Annotated in this window: 19 protein-coding genes; 11 read left to right on the forward strand and 8 right to left on the reverse strand. The window is 43.6% G+C overall.

Features of this window, described 5'->3' with window-relative positions:
• The 4 genes from LGT40_RS14575 to hisB all read right to left on the reverse strand — a co-directional run.
• Positions 1-248 (reverse strand): HisA/HisF-related TIM barrel protein (locus tag LGT40_RS14575; protein ID WP_264177926.1); only part of this gene is annotated, 248 nt, incomplete at its 3' end.
• Between the two features lies 1 nt (position 249).
• Entirely contained in the window at positions 250-999 is a 750-nt protein-coding gene (hisA, locus tag LGT40_RS14580) for a 1-(5-phosphoribosyl)-5-[(5-phosphoribosylamino)methylideneamino]imidazole-4-carboxamide isomerase (RefSeq protein ID WP_226075887.1), read from the reverse strand.
• A gap of 24 nt (positions 1,000-1,023) precedes the next feature.
• A complete protein-coding gene (hisH, locus tag LGT40_RS14585; protein WP_226075889.1) occupies positions 1,024-1,659 on the reverse strand; it encodes an imidazole glycerol phosphate synthase subunit HisH in 636 nt (211 codons plus the stop codon).
• A 48-nt stretch (positions 1,660-1,707) separates the two neighbouring features.
• Entirely contained in the window at positions 1,708-2,301 is a 594-nt protein-coding gene (gene hisB, locus LGT40_RS14590; protein ID WP_226075891.1) for an imidazoleglycerol-phosphate dehydratase HisB, read from the reverse strand.
• A 97-nt stretch (positions 2,302-2,398) separates the two neighbouring features.
• Between hisB and fnr the strand changes: the two genes are divergently transcribed.
• Positions 2,399-3,148 (forward strand): fumarate/nitrate reduction transcriptional regulator Fnr, encoded by a 750-nt coding sequence (gene fnr, locus LGT40_RS14595; protein ID WP_226075894.1) that lies wholly within the window; start codon positions 2,399-2,401, stop codon positions 3,146-3,148.
• 105 nt (positions 3,149-3,253) lie between these two features.
• Positions 3,254-3,931, forward strand: a complete 678-nt coding sequence (locus tag LGT40_RS14600; RefSeq protein ID WP_226075897.1) for an OmpW/AlkL family protein — start codon at positions 3,254-3,256, stop codon at positions 3,929-3,931.
• Positions 3,932-3,981: 50 nt separating this feature from the next.
• On the opposite strand, the gene murJ is transcribed toward LGT40_RS14600, so the two are convergent.
• Positions 3,982-5,526 carry a murein biosynthesis integral membrane protein MurJ gene (murJ, locus tag LGT40_RS14605; RefSeq protein WP_226075903.1) on the reverse strand — a complete coding sequence of 515 codons (1,545 nt, stop codon included), beginning with the start codon at positions 5,524-5,526 and terminating at the stop codon, positions 3,982-3,984.
• Positions 5,527-5,577: 51 nt separating this feature from the next.
• Here murJ and LGT40_RS14610 point away from each other — a divergent pair, with 51 nt between their 5' ends.
• A complete protein-coding gene (locus tag LGT40_RS14610) occupies positions 5,578-6,204 on the forward strand; it encodes a peroxiredoxin family protein (RefSeq protein ID WP_226075906.1) in 627 nt (208 codons plus the stop codon).
• Here the strand turns inward: LGT40_RS14610 and LGT40_RS14615 are convergent.
• The gene (locus LGT40_RS14615; RefSeq protein WP_226075909.1) at positions 6,201-7,109 is read right to left on the reverse strand and encodes a hydrogen peroxide-inducible genes activator; all 909 of its coding nucleotides are present in this window, start codon (positions 7,107-7,109) and stop codon (positions 6,201-6,203) included. The genes LGT40_RS14610 and LGT40_RS14615 overlap by 4 nt on opposite strands.
• Positions 7,110-7,247: 138 nt before the next feature.
• Here LGT40_RS14615 and LGT40_RS14620 point away from each other — a divergent pair, with 138 nt between their 5' ends.
• The 4 genes from LGT40_RS14620 (at position 7,248) to LGT40_RS14635 (ending at position 11,740) form a co-directional block, all read left to right on the forward strand.
• On the forward strand, positions 7,248-7,412 hold the full coding sequence (locus LGT40_RS14620; RefSeq protein ID WP_226075912.1) for a rubredoxin: 165 nt from the start codon (positions 7,248-7,250) through the stop codon (positions 7,410-7,412).
• 115 nt (positions 7,413-7,527) lie between these two features.
• On the forward strand, positions 7,528-8,604 hold the full coding sequence (gene recF / locus LGT40_RS14625; protein WP_226075915.1) for a DNA replication/repair protein RecF: 1,077 nt from the start codon (positions 7,528-7,530) through the stop codon (positions 8,602-8,604).
• A 72-nt stretch (positions 8,605-8,676) separates the two neighbouring features.
• A complete protein-coding gene (gyrB, locus tag LGT40_RS14630; protein WP_226075923.1) occupies positions 8,677-11,091 on the forward strand; it encodes a DNA topoisomerase (ATP-hydrolyzing) subunit B in 2,415 nt (804 codons plus the stop codon).
• Positions 11,092-11,182: 91 nt separating this feature from the next.
• Entirely contained in the window at positions 11,183-11,740 is a 558-nt protein-coding gene (locus LGT40_RS14635) for a cytochrome b (RefSeq protein WP_226075931.1), read from the forward strand.
• A gap of 73 nt (positions 11,741-11,813) precedes the next feature.
• Here the strand turns inward: LGT40_RS14635 and LGT40_RS14640 are convergent, their stop codons facing one another.
• Complete coding sequence (locus LGT40_RS14640; protein ID WP_226075934.1) at positions 11,814-13,127, reverse strand: NAD(P)/FAD-dependent oxidoreductase; 1,314 nt, start codon at positions 13,125-13,127, stop codon at positions 11,814-11,816.
• 138 nt (positions 13,128-13,265) lie between these two features.
• Here LGT40_RS14640 and LGT40_RS14645 point away from each other — a divergent pair, with 138 nt between their 5' ends.
• Genes LGT40_RS14645 through LGT40_RS14660 form a run of 4 tightly spaced genes read left to right on the forward strand, consistent with a single transcriptional unit; the run spans position 13,266 to position 16,574 of the window.
• Positions 13,266-13,826, forward strand: coding sequence for a flavoprotein (locus LGT40_RS14645; RefSeq protein ID WP_226075937.1), 561 nt, complete (start codon positions 13,266-13,268; stop codon positions 13,824-13,826).
• Positions 13,819-15,294 carry a DUF6513 domain-containing protein gene (locus LGT40_RS14650; RefSeq protein WP_226075946.1) on the forward strand — a complete coding sequence of 492 codons (1,476 nt, stop codon included), beginning with the start codon at positions 13,819-13,821 and terminating at the stop codon, positions 15,292-15,294. Before LGT40_RS14645 ends, LGT40_RS14650 begins: the two co-directional genes overlap by 8 nt.
• Positions 15,266-15,850 carry a DUF447 domain-containing protein gene (locus LGT40_RS14655; RefSeq protein WP_226075948.1) on the forward strand — a complete coding sequence of 195 codons (585 nt, stop codon included), beginning with the start codon at positions 15,266-15,268 and terminating at the stop codon, positions 15,848-15,850. Before LGT40_RS14650 ends, LGT40_RS14655 begins: the two co-directional genes overlap by 29 nt.
• Entirely contained in the window at positions 15,843-16,574 is a 732-nt protein-coding gene (locus tag LGT40_RS14660; RefSeq protein WP_226075951.1) for a (5-formylfuran-3-yl)methyl phosphate synthase, read from the forward strand. Before LGT40_RS14655 ends, LGT40_RS14660 begins: the two co-directional genes overlap by 8 nt.
• Here LGT40_RS14660 and LGT40_RS14665 read toward each other — a convergent pair.
• Positions 16,551-16,823 carry a DUF2798 domain-containing protein gene (locus LGT40_RS14665; RefSeq protein ID WP_226075954.1) on the reverse strand — a complete coding sequence of 91 codons (273 nt, stop codon included), beginning with the start codon at positions 16,821-16,823 and terminating at the stop codon, positions 16,551-16,553. The two genes, LGT40_RS14660 and LGT40_RS14665, sit on opposite strands and share 24 nt — an antisense overlap.
• Positions 16,824-16,855 lie beyond the last annotated feature (32 nt).

Here is a 16,855-nt window from a genome sequence, read left to right on the forward strand (position 1 = left end):
CCCCCCCCCACTGTGAGAGGAATAAATACCTGACTGGCAACGGCTTTGACTACATCTTCCATGGTGTCGCGATTGTCATACGTTGCAGTGATATCCAGAAATGTCAGTTCATCGGCACCTTGCTCGTCATAACGCTTAGCAATTTCAACTGGATCACCGGCGTCTCGAATGTCAACAAACTGAACGCCTTTGACGACACGACCAGCATCGACATCAAGACAGGGAATAATGCGTTTTGCTAAAGCCATATCAGAATTGCATTGGTGGATTTAAACGATCAGCCAGCGCCTGACCCTCTGCCAAATCAATGGTGCCCTCATAGATTGCCCGACCAATGATTGCGCCCATAACACCCTCAGACTCGTAGTGACAAAGTGCTTTGATATCATCGTAATTTGTCACGCCACCGGAAGCGATGACCGGAATATTGATAGCGCGGGCCAAATCTCGGGTGGATTGTAAATTTACCCCTTGCATCATGCCATCACGGCTTATGTCGGTATAAATAATCGCTTCTACACCATCCTGCTCAAACTGTTTGGCAATATCTATCACATCGTGATTAGATAATTTTGACCAACCATCAATGGCCACTTTGCCATCTTTAGCGTCCAGTCCGACAATGATGTGCCCGGGAAATTCTGCACAGACATCCCCGACAAAATGCGGTGCATTAATGGCTTTAGTACCGATAATGACATAACGCACACCGGCATCAAGATATGTTTGGATGGTATCTTCATCGCGAATTCCGCCACCTACCTGTACATCGAGATCCGGAAAAGCGGCACAGATCCGATGAATTACGTCAGCGTTAACCGGATTACCAGCAAATGCACCATCCAGATCGACCATATGCAGACGTTTAGCGCCAGCTTCAACCCACTTGGTTGCTACTGCCAGCGGATCTTCTGAAAATACAGTGTTATCTTCCATGCGTCCCTGACGCAATCGAACGCAGTGACCCTCTTTAAGATCAATGGCAGGGATTAATAACATAACGCTTTCTCCATCAAACAAGTGTCAGGACTGACCGTCCCAGTTGATAAAATTTTTCAATAATTGCAAGCCAGCATGCTGACTCTTTTCAGGGTGGAACTGTACAGCAAACAGATTCTCGCGTGCCAAAGCGGCAGCAAAAGGCAATGCATAATGGCTGCGACCGGAAACGTGGTTTTGATCATCTGGTTGAACATAAAAGCTGTGCACAAAATAAAAACGGCTGTTCTGTGCAATATTCTGCCATAGGGGATGATTATAGGTTTGTTCGACTTCATTCCAACCCATGTGCGGCACTTTCAGACCCGCTTCAACCGCTTTATCAAAATACACCACATCACCATGAATAATATCTAAACCTTCGGACCCTTGGTTTTCCTGACTGTGGGTTAATAAAGCCTGCATACCCAGGCAAATTCCCAGAAAAGGTTTCTGCTGAGCCATTTCAATAATGATCTGGTCGAGTTCCAACCTTTTGAGCTCCGCCATGCAGTCCCGAATCGCGCCAACACCGGGAAAAACGATGTGATCAGCAGCACGGATTTCGATTGGATTAGCCGTTACCAGAATTTGGGTATGATTATCAGCCACGGCTTCCAGAGCTTTGGAGACTGAGCGTAAATTACCCATGCCGTAATCAATAACTGCAACGCAACGCATAAAACAAAGACCTGAGGTAGTAAGTGAGAATTATAAATCGTTAACCGATTATAATGCGCCCTTGGTAGAAGGCAATTGCTGCAAAGCGCGCTCATCCAACGAGACAGCCATTCGCAGTGCACGACCAAATGCTTTAAAAATGGTTTCGGCAATATGATGCGCGTTACGACCTTTCAGATTATCGATATGCAGTGTAATACCAGCATGATTAACTAATCCCTGAAAGAATTCATAAAACAAATCCACATCAAACTCACCGATTTTGTCGCGGGTGAATGTGACATCAAATTCAAAACCTGGTCGGCCGGACAAATCCAGTACCACCCGTGATAAAGCCTCATCCAGCGGTACATAGGAATGTCCGTAACGAATGACACCTTTCTTATCTCCCAGCGCCTTTTTTAATGCCTGACCAATAGTAATGCCAACATCCTCAACAGTATGGTGGGCATCAATATGCAGATCGCCTTTGGCTTGGATTTGCAGATCAAATAAACCGTGACGGGCAATTTGTTCCATCATGTGATCAAGGAAGGGCACGCCGGTTTCGGATTGAAATTTTCCGCTTCCATCCAGATTAATAGAAACCTCAATTTGTGTTTCGAGCGTGTTACGCGCAACAGTGGCGCTACGAACGGTCATTTGCTTTCCTGAAAACTGAAATAAAAACAAATAATAACTGTTTCAGTGGCCGGTTTGAAGCGTTATCATGTCATGTGACTTTTTTAGGGATAATAAAATGACACAAGCTCGGATGATAACGCCATTATTTGTGGACCTGGCCAAGGTTGAACATCATCATCAGCTTGCCTGTCAATCATGTGCTTTATATCGGCTCTGCTTGCCTTTGGGGCTGCATCGGGATGATTTATCCAAGCTCGATCAAATCATAAAACGCAGTGCAGGTTATAAACGCCATCAGATTCTGTTTGAACCCTCTTCTTCCTTTAAAACGATCTACATTGTTCGCTCAGGTTCTTTCAAAACGACTATTTCAGCGGCCGATGGACGCGAGCAGGTAACGAGTTTTTATTTTCCAGGTGAATTTATCGGTATGGATGCCATTTACCAGCAACGCTATTTATCTACAGCTCGGGCACTAGAAGCCAGCAGTGTTTGTGAATTGCCTTATGAACGTCTGCAGGATTTCAGTTCAAAAATACCAGAACTGCAAAATCAGTTAATGACGCGTTTGAGCAAAGAACTGTCATCAGATAAGAATCTGTTATTGTCCTTAGGTAAGAAAACAGCTCAGGAAAAGCTGATCAGTTTTTTACTGTCGATGTCACAGCGTTTCAGCGAACGTGGCTATTCCGCAACATCATTTCAATTAACCATGTCACGAGGTGATATTGCCAATCATCTGGGGTTGGCTATTGAAACTGTCAGTCGACTATTTACACAGTTACAAGAACAGCAATTGTTGACAATTCAGGGAAAGGAGGTCGCCATTTTAGACCTGTCAGCCTTAAAACAACGTTGCGGATAGCCTAGCCTTAACAACACTTTATTGACCTGGATCAATGTGTGAATCCAGGCACTCCGTATGATCTGAAGCCATGTACCACAACAGATCATTATTCGGAGTTGTCCTATGAAAAAAATCCCCCTGATTTCCTCTGTTCTGCTGGCTGCTGGTCTGGTCAGTCCTGTTTCTACAGTTATGGCCTATGAGGCTGGCGACTGGTTGATACGGGGGCGTGTAATCAATGTTAATCCTAATGATAGTAGTGGCACTCTGTCCATCAATGGTGTTGATCAAGGGACGAAAGGTGTAAAAGTCGATAGCGATACTGTGCCTGAATTAGACATTACCTATATGCTCAATCAGAATTGGGGTGTAGAGCTGATTTTAGGGTATTCCGAACACACAGTATCCGGCGAGAAATCCTGGGCTGTGTTAGGAGATGTTATTGATACAAAAGTCTTGCCGCCCACGTTGACCCTGCAATATCATTTTTTGCCGGATTCTAATATCCGTCCTTACATTGGTGCCGGGGTGAACTACACCTATTTCTTTGACGAGAAAGTACCCAGTAGTTCAGCTATAAGCAGCCCAGGCGATAAGGTAAAACTGGATAGTTCTTGGGGATGGGCAGCTCAGGTAGGAGTGGATATTGCGATTAACCAGGATTGGTTTGTGAATATGGATGTGAAATATCTGGACATTGATACCACCGCGAGTTTCAAAAACATTGCGGTTGGAACGGCAAAAATTGATGCCGATATTGATCCGTTTGTTTATGGTATCGGTATCGGTAGACGATTTTAGGCTCGAACGCTAATGTTCTGCCAGAAAGCCCTCCCTTATGGAGGGCTTTTTTATTGGTGACTGTTTGGTGAAACCAGTGTTCGCAGTCTAACTCCACAAAGTGTCAAAGTGATAAAGTAAGCCAAGGCTGATGCGGCAATAAGACCCATCAATACGCTAAATCGGTACCAGCCACTCCAGCTTATCCATTCACTGTTGATGGGAGTGAGCCATAACAATAATGCGACTAATACGAGATTGGCGATAATCATACGGATAAAAAATATGCCCCAGCCAGCAATCGGCTGGTAGACCGCTTTCTTACGTAACATGTAATAAAGCAAACCCGCATTCAGCAGCGCTGATAAGGTTGTGGCCAAAGCCAGACCGGCATGCGCCAGGGAAATCATTAACACAATATTCAGACCCATATTCGCTATCATCGCAATAATGCCAATTTTGACCGGTGTTTTGGTGTCTTGCCTGGCATAGAAGCCTGGTGCGAGTACTTTAATAAAGATAAACGGCAATAATCCCAACCCGTAAGCCATTAGGCTCAAAGATGCCTGGTGGGCATCATGAGGTGTGAACTCGCCATATTGAAACAGCGTCAGCAGTAATGGTTCGGCAAGAACAATCAATCCGATAGCGGCGGGTGTACCAATTAAAAATACCCAGCGTAAAGCCCAATCAATTGTATGAGAAAACTCTTCCATAGAGGCCGTGGCATGTTTTTTTGAAAGGTTAGGCAGAATTACAGTTGCCAGAGCTATTCCTAGTATTCCTAATGGAAACTCCACCAGCCGATCAGAGTAATAAAGCCATGAAATACTACCCGTGATAAGAAATGAGGCCAGTAAGGTGTCCAGTAACAGATTAATTTGGGACACAGACACCCCAAACATGGCCGGTATCATCAATCTCAGAATTTTTTGAACACCCTCTTCTTTCCAGCCCCAGCGTGGTGTCGGCAGACTGCCAATTTTCATTAAAAAAGGCAGCTGAAATAATAGTTGCACCACACCGCCAATAAACACACCCCAAGCTAACGCTTTCACCGGCTCATCAAGGTACGGTGCCAACCATAAGGCGCAGCCGATCATGGAAATATTAAGAAAAACAGGGGTAAATGCCGGCACAGCAAACTTACCAAAGCTGTTTAAAATTGAACTGGCAAGCGCGGTAAGAGAGACAAACAGAATATAGGGAAAAGTGATGCGTAATAACTCATTAGCCAGCTGAAGTTTTTCGGGTTGATCAATAAAGCCTGGTGCAAAAATGATGATGATGAGTGGGGCAGCTATCACGCCAATCAAGGTAACGAAAAATAATACGCCGGCAAGAGTGCCACTGGTTGCTGCGATTAGTTGTTTTAGATCCCGGTCTCCCCGTTCGCGAAACTCTGCGAGGACAGGAATAAAGGCTTGCGAAAAAGCGCCTTCCGCAAACAGGCGGCGTAGAAAGTTTGGAATTTTAAATGCTACAAAAAAGACATCTGCGCCCATGCCTGCCCCAAGAAATCTGGCAATAACAATATCTCGAACAAATCCCAAAATTCGGGATAAAAAGGTCATTAAACTGACAACCAGAGTAGACTTAAGCAATTTCTCTTTCATAGTCACTTTTATTAGTGAAAAAAACCGTTAGCGTGTCGCGGAGAGCAAACGATGCAGAATATGTTTAAAAATGTCCATTCTAAGCGTTTTTTACTGACATATCTTGGACTGGTTGCCTTATTGTTATTGTTTTTTTTAATGTTGAGCGAAGATCCGTCCCCTGTGGAATCGTCCACTGAGAATGAGTCGATGTTGACATTGTTTGAGCCGCCAATGGAAATACCTCAGCTCTTAGGGTATGACATGGATCATCAGGTATTCACTAATGACACATTTGCTGGAAAGTGGAGTTTTATTTTTTTCCACTCGGCAGATTGCATTGATTGTGAGGCTATTCTCAAAGTCTTAAGTAATTTAAAAGCAGGTCTGGCAAACCGGGCGGTGCAAGTTGTACTGGTTGAGTCTTCTACTCAGCATGCAGAGGCATTATTTTCTGTTAGCCAATCTTATAATTTAGATGCTGAGGTGGTGACGATTGCCGAGTCTGATTCTGACAAAAAAGCTTTGTTGGCTTTTTTTACCCGAAGCAGGGCATATCAAGCTCAGGACTTGGAGCATGCGGTCTTTTTAGTGAATCCAAAGGGAATGTTGACAGCGCGATTTCAAGCACCATTTACCTCCGTTTTAATGCGGCAAAGCTTTATTCACATTCGTTCTGAATATGCTCGTCAGAGTTAGAGACTTTCCTCCATTGCTGCGGTAAAACTTTGTGATAATGCTTCAAGCGTACTGGTGCGACGGAAACTGGGTCGCCACACTAATCCGATCTCTCGTTTTGCAAGTTCATCCTGTTTTAGCGGCAGTAGACTTATCTCAGCATGACGTACCATATCGGAATTAATTGCCATATGGGGGATCAGTGTTATTCCTAATCCACTGGCGACCATTTCAATTAAAGTATATAGACTTGTTGCTTGTACACTTCGACGTTGTGCAGAGGCGGGTAACTGGCAGGCACTGATTGCGTGTTCACGCATGCAATGTCCTTCAGCCAACAGTAACAGCTCATTAATAGGAAGTTGATGCGGCTGCAATGAGTCATTAGAGCTTAATGGATGATTTTTGGGTAATGCAACCCAGAAGGGTTCCTCTGCAATCACACGGTAATTCAGATTCCGCGTATTAAATGGAAAAGCCAGTATCGCGACATCAATACTGCCCTTTTCAACTTGCTCTAATAACCTCTCTGATTGTTCTTCTACGAGTAACAGCTCCAATTGAGGCAACTGTTTGCGGATACGTGGTAAAACTCGCGGTAAGAGAAATGGGCTTATTGTCGGAATAACTCCGATGCGAATTCTTCCGGCGAGAGGATTTTTTTCGGCTTGTGCTAAATCAACCAAATCATCACTTAAAGACAATATTTGTCTGGCACGTTCCGCAACCTCTTCCCCTATCGGTGTTGTGAGTACTTTTCTATTTGTGCGTTCTAACAGGCCAACTTCTAATAAATCTTCCAGATCCTGAATGCCGGCACTGAGTGTAGATTGAGTGACATGGCATTTTTCTGCGGCACGTCCAAAATGTTTTTCTTCTATAACGGCTGTAAGGTATTGGAGTTGGCGTAACGTCGGCAGTCTCATAATCGTTTCAGGCGCTTATTATCGGTTTAATGATTTGTTCTATAATCTATCATAGTTTAAATAACAAAACCTAAGCCTATAAAAAACTGGTTTGATGTAAGATGTCTTCATATTTCAACAATTTTCGCTGGAGAATTTATGCGTAAATGGCAATGTCTTGTTTGTGGTTTTATCTATGATGAAGCAAAGGGGTTACCGGAAGAAGGTATACCGCCAGGCACGTCTTGGGATGATATTCCAGACGATTGGGAATGTCCTGAATGTGGAGTTGGCAAAGAAGATTTTGAAATGATTGAAATTTAATTGCAGACGAAATTTGTCGTTCCAATAAAAGTTAAATCTGTGAAAGTAAGGCTGTTGTGTTGTTTACTAAGATCATAATCATAAAACGAAACGTTCTTATTGTTGTTTAATTTACGTGCTCACAGAACTGACGCTTACCCATTTTCGTAATATACGAAAAACAACTATATATCCTGTTTCCGGGGTGAATCTCTTTGTGGGCGATAATGGCTCGGGTAAAACCAGCTTGCTGGAAGGAATCTATTTGCTGGCTATGGGGCGTTCATTTCGTACTCGAAATTTAAAACATACAATCCAAACAAGCCAATCACAATGCCAGGTATTTGCAAGAATAAGTCCAGGTATTCCTGTTGGTTTGCAGTTTTGTTCGACTAGTGGCTTGCTTATCCGGCTTAACAACGCACCACTTAAAAAACTTTCGGAATTAGCCAGTCATCTTCCACTTCAATATATTCCAGCTAATTGTCATCAGTTTTTTGAATTAGGCCCCTCCTTTCGTAGAAAAGTCGTTGATTGGGGATTGTTCCACGTGGAACAAGATTTTTTGTTTCATTGGCAGGCTTATAAAAAAATATTATCACAACGTAATGCAGCATTAAGAAATGCAAAACCCATTAATGAAATTAAGATTTGGGATTCTTCCTTAGTAATGCATGGAATAAAATTATCTGAATATAGAAAAGATTATCTCGAACAATTATTTATTGAATTTAAGGGGTGGTTCAATAAATTGTGTCAAGATTTTGTAGATGCAAAATTTGAACTTCGATATCTGCCAGGCTGGCAAAAAGACAGCATTTTCTCAGAAGTCTTAGCATCAACGTTGGATAGAGATAGAGCACTGGGTTATACACGATCTGGTCCTCATGCAGCAGACTGGTCTATCCGCATTAATGGTCAGGATCCAGTAGAACTATGCTCAAGAGGTCAGCAGAAGTTATTTTATCTGGCTATCAGCTTGGCTCAAATATCACTCTTACATCAAACTCAGCAGAATAAAAGCGTGTTATTAATTGATGATATTAGTTCAGAACTAGATATTGTGCATCAGATCTCTGTTTTGAATGTGATTAAGAAACTCCAGGTACAAGCCTTTATTTCCACCACCAATCGGGGGCTTTCATCCGAAATTATGCACGAGGAAAATGACAAAATGTTCCACGTGGAACGTGGCGAATTTGAACCTTTATAGTCACGCTGTCAACCTGCGGCGATACATAGTAGAATGAACGATTGCATCACCTTGCTGTAAATGGATTAATTTATGACCACTGAAAATAATAGTTACGATTCTTCCAATATCAAAGTTTTGAAGGGGTTGGACGCAGTTAGAAAACGTCCAGGCATGTATATCGGTGATACCGATGATGGAACCGGTTTGCACCATATGGTCTTTGAAGTTTTGGATAATTCCATCGATGAGTCGTTAGCTGGACACTGTTCTGAAATTAACGTCCGAATCCACCCTGATGACTCAGTTTCTGTCGAAGATAATGGCCGCGGTATTCCGGTGGATTTGCATGAAGGTGAAGGTGTTTCAGCAGCCGAAGTTATTATGACTGTGCTGCATGCCGGCGGTAAATTTGATGATAACTCTTACAAAGTTTCAGGTGGTTTGCATGGTGTTGGCATTTCCGTTGTAAACGCATTATCTAAAAAACTCACTCTCGAAATAAAACGTAATGGTTTTGTTCATAAACAAAGCTATACACATGGCGTGCCGGATGCCCCGTTAACAGCATACGAAGAAACACAATCAACGGGTACAAAAATTCAGTTCTGGCCCAGCGAAGAAACCTTCACGCATATCACTTACGATTACAAAATCCTGGCGAAACGGATCCGTGAACTCGCTTTTTTGAACTCAGGTGTGCGTATCGTGCTGACAGATGAGCGCGATGAAAAAACAGAAGTATTTCATTACGAAGGTGGTATCAAGGCGTTTGTTACGCATTTAAATAAAAATAAAACGTTTGTACATGAGCACGTAATAAATATCAGCGGTACCCGTGATGATGTGGTAGTTGAACTGGCGATGCAATGGAATGATTCATACCAAGAAAACATTTATTGTTTTACAAATAATATTCCACAAAGAGATGGGGGTACCCATTTAGCTGGATTTAGAGCAGCGTTAACTAGAAGTCTTAATCAATACATTGAGAGTGAAGGGCTGGCCAAAAAGTCGAAAGTGGTCACCAGCGGTGATGATGCTCGAGAAGGACTGACAGCAGTTTTGTCAGTGAAAGTGCCAGATCCAAAATTTTCTTCCCAAACCAAGGATAAACTAGTTTCATCTGAAGTCCGGACAATTGTTGAGTCATTGGTAAATGAGCATTTTCAGGATTTTCTGATTGAAAACCCAAGTGAAGCAAAGCTTATCGCAAATAAAATGATTGATGCCGCGCGTGCTCGTGATGCCGCCAGAAAAGCGAGAGAGTTAACACGTCGTAAAGGTGTATTGGATATCGCAGGACTCCCCGGAAAATTAGCCGATTGCCAAGAAAGAGACCCCGCTCAATCAGAACTCTTCTTAGTGGAAGGGGACTCTGCAGGTGGCAGTGCTAAGCAAGGGAGAGATAGAAGAACACAAGCAATTCTGCCGCTGAAAGGGAAAATCCTAAACGTTGAACGAGCACGTTTTGACAAAATGATCGGATCAGCCGAAGTGGGTACGTTGATTACCGCATTAGGCTGTGGCATTGGTCGTGATGAATATGATCCAGAAAAACTTAGATATCATCACATTATTATAATGACGGACGCTGACGTTGATGGATCTCACATTCGTACACTGCTGCTGACATTTTTCTACAGACAAATGCCCGAATTAATTGAACGTGGACATGTCTACATCGCTCAGCCACCGCTTTATAAAATTAAAAAAGGCAAACAGGAGCGTTACGTAAAAGATGATGCTGAAATGGAGCGATATCTGACCGAAGTCGCTTTGACTAACGCGGTACTCTACCCAACCGCAGAAGCATCACCCATTGAAGGGAATGCTTTGGCGCAACTGGTTAACGAATATCAGACAATCAGAGCAATCATTACTCGCTTAGCCAATCACTATTACCCGGCTTTTCTTGATGAATTAATTTACCAAACGGCTATTCCAGATTTTGCTGATAGTTCAGCGATGAAAGAATGGTTGAAAGCAATTGAGTTACGAATGAACTCAATTATGCCAACAGGCACTTACTATGTGTTGGAATTACAAAAGCACGATAAAGAACCCATGCCGCATGTCAATATCAGCTTTACTCGCCATGGCATCAGTAACGACTTCCATGTGCCCGGAGAATTTTTTGCCAGCACTGAATATCAAAAAATTATGTCTTTTTCCAATAAAATCAATGGGTTGTTTGGCGTAGGCGCCCGAATTGAACGTGGTGAAAGAAATGAAAATGTCCAACACTTCTCTCAAGCGGTGAAATGGCTGATGGCAGAAGCACGTCGCGGTCAACATGTACAGCGGTATAAAGGACTGGGTGAGATGAACCCGGAACAGTTGTGGGAAACAACAATGGATAAATCCAAACGTCGTTTGTTGCAGGTCCGAATTTCGGATGCGATTACTGCTGATGAAACCTTTAATACATTGATGGGCGACAATGTTGAGCCTCGCCGCGAGTTTATAGAAACCCACGCGCTACAGGCATCAAATCTGGATATTTAAAACCGGGGAATTCTTCCCGGCACCAGCAGTCGTAAAAGCGGCTATTCAGGTATACCTGAATGGCCGTTTGTTTAATTTTCAGGAGAAAAAGATGTCGATGAATGGCGCTCGCTACAACCAGGGCCAGATAATATTGCATTGGCTCATAGCGGCGATGATTTTTTTTATGCTTGGACTTGGCTTATGGATGGTTGGCCTGCCACGTGAATCAGAGTTGCCCCCAGGGCAGGAAAGTGTTCGCGCCTTTTGGTTCTTATTGCATAAATCAATAGGTATCACAATTGCTGCATTCATCATCCTGCGCGTTGTCTGGCGATTATCATATACCGCTCCCCCGCTTCCAGAAAGCATTCCTGGCTGGCAACAGCGACTATCTGGAAGAGTACATTTTTTATTGTATGCACTCATGATAGCGATGCCGATAACCGGTTATTTGCAATCAATGTATAGTAAATACGATACAAAGCTTTGGGGAGTACCCCTCCCACGCTTAGCCGAAGCTGATGCGGTGGCAAGAGAAACTTTTACTGATATTCATCAAGCCTTAGCTTTTTTGTTCATTGCCACACTGGTTTTACATGTAGGTGCAGCAATAAAACATCGGCTGAAAGGCACTGAGGTGACCAGCAGGATGTCATTATGGAAATAATGCAATTGTGTTAATGATCAATAAAAAAAGGCCCTTAAAAGGGCCTTTTTTATTGCAAATCAATCAGTACAAATTAATGTAATTTGATTTTAGGGTGAACACTTCGGCGGAACAAGTGTGAAAGCGATAACATCACCACACGGAAAGGACCGAATAAAGCCATTTGATGCATCTTATACAATGATAAATACATAAGGCGTGCCATCAAGCCTTCAACTTTCATACTACCTTTGCTTAAGTTGCCCATTAAATTGCCTACTGTGCCATAGCGACCAAGTGACACCAGAGAGCCATAATCGTGATAGTGGTATTCAGGCAGTTCTTTGTCTTTCATTCGATTAATAATTGATTTATACACTAATGAAGCCATTTGATGGGCTGCTTGTGCCCGCGGAGGAACATTTTGATCCTGACCAATCCATTTACAGGCACAGCAATCGCCAATAGCATAGATATCGTCATCAAACGTGGTCTGTAATGTTTGTTTAACAACCAACTGATTCATCCAGTTAGTCTCAAGTCCATCGATATCTTTCAAAAATTCAGGAGCTTTAATACCCGCGGCCCAAACTTTAATAGCGGCAGGAATATCTCGACCACTCTGTGTTTTGATTGCGGATTCAGTCACTTCAATAACCCGCTCACCCGCCAGAATTTCTACGCCCAATTCATTAAGTTCTTCATGAGCTGCAGCAGAAATATTTTCTGGAAGACCAGGTAAAATGCGATCTGCAGCCTCGATAAGAGAAAGTTTAACGTCTTGTGGTTTAACTTCGTCCAAACCATAAGCATTAAGCAAGTGTGAGACTTCGTAAAGTTGCGCGCATAGCTCAACGCCAGTAGCGCCGGCACCCACTATGGCTATATTGAGTTGGCCTTCATCCAGAGGACGGCCTTGGGTATGAGCCCGCAAATAAGATTCAAGCAACTGATTCTGGAAAAATTCAGCTTGTTTAGTGGTATCTAAAAACAGGCAATGATCGCGTACGCCCTTTATTCCAAAGTCATGACTAACACTACCGACGGCAATAATCAGATAGTCGTAATCAAAAGTACGGCGAGGAATAATTTCCAGTCCATCTTCGTTATAGGTTGGGGCCACCATAATCTTTCTGTTTTGGCGGTCTAAACCATCCATCTTGCCAAGACGAAACCGAAAACCACTGCACATTGCCTGGCTGAGATATTCAATTTCATCTTCATGGGAATCGAGTGTGCCAGCCGCAACTTCGTGCAAAAGAGGTTTCCATATATGGGTATGTGTACTATCCACCAGAGTCACTTGAGCTTTCTTTTTCTTGCCCAGTTTTTTTCCCAGTTTGGTAACCAGTTCAAGGCCACCTGCCCCGCCACCAACAACAACTATTTTTGGCACTGCTTCTGACATAGATCTGCGACTCCCATCAATCCGTTGCAAAATATGTGGTTAATTTTAACTTATATATAGCAGCCGAACCTATCTAATTTTTACTACTAAGCCAGAGTCTGGCAAAATTCACAACTTATCTTGAAGTGAGATCATCAAATGCAATCACGGCCTGAAAAGCCAAAACTGGCCTGGGCAATCACCGGTTCAGGACATTATCTGGATGAATGTCTGGAGATTATTCGAGAACTACCCGATGTCGACTTGTTTTACAGCCGAGCTGGAGAAGAAGTGATCCGTATGTATGGTCATGATCCCAAGGCCTTAAACAACAGCGGGCATGTCTATCGCGATAGAGCTGCCAGTTCACCGCCAGTAGGATTATTTTATCGTGGTGATTACCATACTCTGGTTGTCGCGCCAGCAACCTCCAATACGGTCGCGAAAATGGTTATGGGATTATCGGATACACTTGTCACAAATGTCTATGCACAGGCCGGGAAATGCCGTATACCCAGTATTGTGCTCGCTTGTGATGCCATACCAGAAGTTGATACACCAGCACCGGATCGCATGGTGCGGTTGTGGCCGAGAGCCGTGGATCTGGCCCATACCGAAAAATTGCGAACCTTTGAAGCAACAACCGTTGTTGAATCAGCGGAAGCACTATACAAAACATTGAAAATGCGTCTGGAACACGTTAACGCCGACCATGGCTGAAACCATTCTTTTTCTCACCGGTAAACTTGCTCAACCCAGTGTTGAAAAAGTTTTGCGTGAAATGGCGCCGTTACCGTTTGAGTATAAAGTCCATCAACTGGGACTGTCGGTGGCTGCGTTGATGACGGACAAAATGATTGCGCGGCGTCTGAAACCTGAGGACTATGCCGGATTTAAACAAATCATTGTGCCGGGACGATGTCGTGGAAATTTGGCCGAATTGAGTAAGATTCTGGGAATTGAAGTGGTACGGGGGCCTGAGGAAATAAAAGATTTACCACTCTTTTTTGGCAAAGCCCGAAAAATTCCGGATCTCAGTCGCTACGATGTGAATATATTTGCCGAGATTGTTGATGCGCCACAACGAGACATTGATGGTATTCTGCAAAGGGCAAATTATTATCGTGAATCTGGCGCGAACGTCATCGATATAGGTTGCTTGCCAGAAGAGCAGTTTCCCTTGATGGAACAGGCTATCGCCGCACTACATGAAAATGGATTCAAAGTTAGTGTGGACTCACTTTCAATAGATGACCTGAGAAGAGCAGCTAAAGCCGGTGCAGATTATCTATTGAGTTTAACAGAAGAGACTATTGATCTCGCCAAAGAAACCGATGCGATTCCAATTCTGGTGCCTGCGGAACCTGGTTCACTGGCTTCACTCGAGCGGGCAATGGAAGCGATGGATAAAATAGGCAAGCCATGGATTGCCGATCCCATTCTCGACCCTATCCACTTCGGCCTGACGGACTCGATTGTTCGCTATCACACCCTCAGACAAAAGTATCCGGACGCTCCCATAATGATGGGAATTGGTAACTTGACCGAATTAACCGATGCCGATACCAGTGGAATAAATGCGCTACTGTTTGGCATTATTTCAGAGTTGAAAATTACCAATGTGCTTGCTACTGAAGTCAGTCCACATGCTCGTCGTGCTATCAAAGAAGCCGATGTAGCCAGACGCATGATGTTTGCCGCCCGTGACGACAATAGTTTACCCCGTGATTTCACCGCAGATTTATTGATTAGCCATGAACGCCGGCCTTTTACGGATACAGAGCAGGAAATTCTTCAATTATCAGAAAATATAAAAGATCCAAATTACCGTATTAAAACCGCTTCCCAGGGTATTTATGTATTTAATCGAGATGGTTTATTGCAGGACACCGATCCATTTGCTTTTTATCCAAAGCTTCAGGTGAAAGAAGATCCGGGTCATGCCTTTTATCTTGGCGTTGAATTGGCCCGAGCACAGATTGCCTGGCAACTGGGTAAACGCTATACCCAAGACGAGGATTTGCAATGGGGTTGTGCCGTTGAACAGGAACCAGAAGATCTGACTGAACAGAAAGCGGAAGGCACAACGATGAAAAAACGTAACGAACGTGCCTGTGGCACGGCGGATATTGAAAAAACTAAAAAACAGGAGCGCGCCTGTGGCACGGCTGACCAGTCGGATTCATGAAGTAATTGTGACCACGCTAGCTGAAAATGGCAAACCGCATTCAGCCCCAATGGGTATATCCGAAGTAAATGGTCACTTTCATATCAAACCCTTTAAACCCTCCAGCACGTATGACAATTTAATGCGGCATGGACAATGTTCGATAAACTTTGTTGATGATGTTCGAATTTTTGCTGGCGCCTTAACGGACCATCGGGATTGGCCGACTTCGCCATGTCAGCAAATTGAAGGCGAGTATATCAGCGATGCTTTATCGCATATTGAGCTGGAGATTGTTCGATTTGATGATACCGATCCCCGTGCCTGTTTTTATGGTGCAGTGATTTGTGACGTAACCCATAAACCGTTTAGAGGATTTAACCGAGCGCAAAGTGCGGTCATCGAAGCAGCCATTCTGGTAAGTCGTCTTGATATGCTGTCTGAACAAAAAATTCACGATGAAATTGCTTACCTCACCATCGCAATCGACAAGACAGCGGGTGAACGTGAATTAGAGGCATGGAACTGGTTAATGGAAAAAATAAAAGCAGCGGGTATGGAGTTGAATCATGAGTAAATGGTTGGCCAGCGTACAGTCGCTTGAGGAGGCTAAATCACTGGAGCAGCACCTTCCCGATATCCTCGATATGAAAAACCCGGCAGAAGGCGCTCTAGGAGCTTTATCGCATGGAAACGTCAGTAATATTATTGAGTGGGTTAATAATCGTTGCCTGTGCAGTGCCACAGTGGGAGATTTACCCATGCAAGCAAAGGTTATCGCTACGGCCATAACAGCCATGGCTGGAACCGGCGTGGATTTCGTTAAAGTCGGGTTATTTGATGATGAGCATCTAGAAAAGTGTATTGAGCAACTCGCAATCGATATCCATAACCTTAAAACACCGGTGATCGCTGTTTTATTTGCTGATCAACTGCCGAAACAGAACTTAATTCCGATATTGGCAAAAGCAGGGTTTAAAGGCGTGATGTTGGACACTGCCTATAAAAACGGTAAAGGTCTTCTGGATCATTTATCAGTAAATTTATTGGCAGACTTTATCAGCGAAGCAAAACAAACGGATCTTTTGTGTGGTTTGGCCGGGGCATTAAGACTGACCGATATAGCTGTTTTACAGCCTTTACAGGCTGATTATTTAGGCTTCCGTAGTGCGCTATGTCATCAGCACCGCCGTACAAATGGACTGGATCCTTATCTTGCCAGTCAAATCCAGGCTCAAGTTAATACGGCGGCGCCAAAGGCCCAGCCGACTAAGATATTAAGCCACGGTGCGTTTCACTAAAGCCATGACCATTGGGCGTACAAAAAGCACACAAACAAACGCGGCGGGCATCGCGACTTTATAAGCCATCAGAGCATCCAATACCAAGTGTTCGTTAAAGCCCTGGTGTACGGCAGTAATAATCAGACACATCAATGCTGCCATGATTGAAGACATATAAAAGGCAAATACAACAGGCATCAGTTTCGCTGGCAATTTGCCAAAGCGTTTTTCAGTCCTGTTTTTTCTCCGAATTGAATTATTTTTCATTTGCAGCCTCCTGCTCATTTAATGCGGCTACT

It is taken from the genome of Methylophaga pinxianii (genome assembly GCF_020447225.1).
GTDB lineage: Bacteria > Pseudomonadota > Gammaproteobacteria > Nitrosococcales > Methylophagaceae > Methylophaga > Methylophaga pinxianii.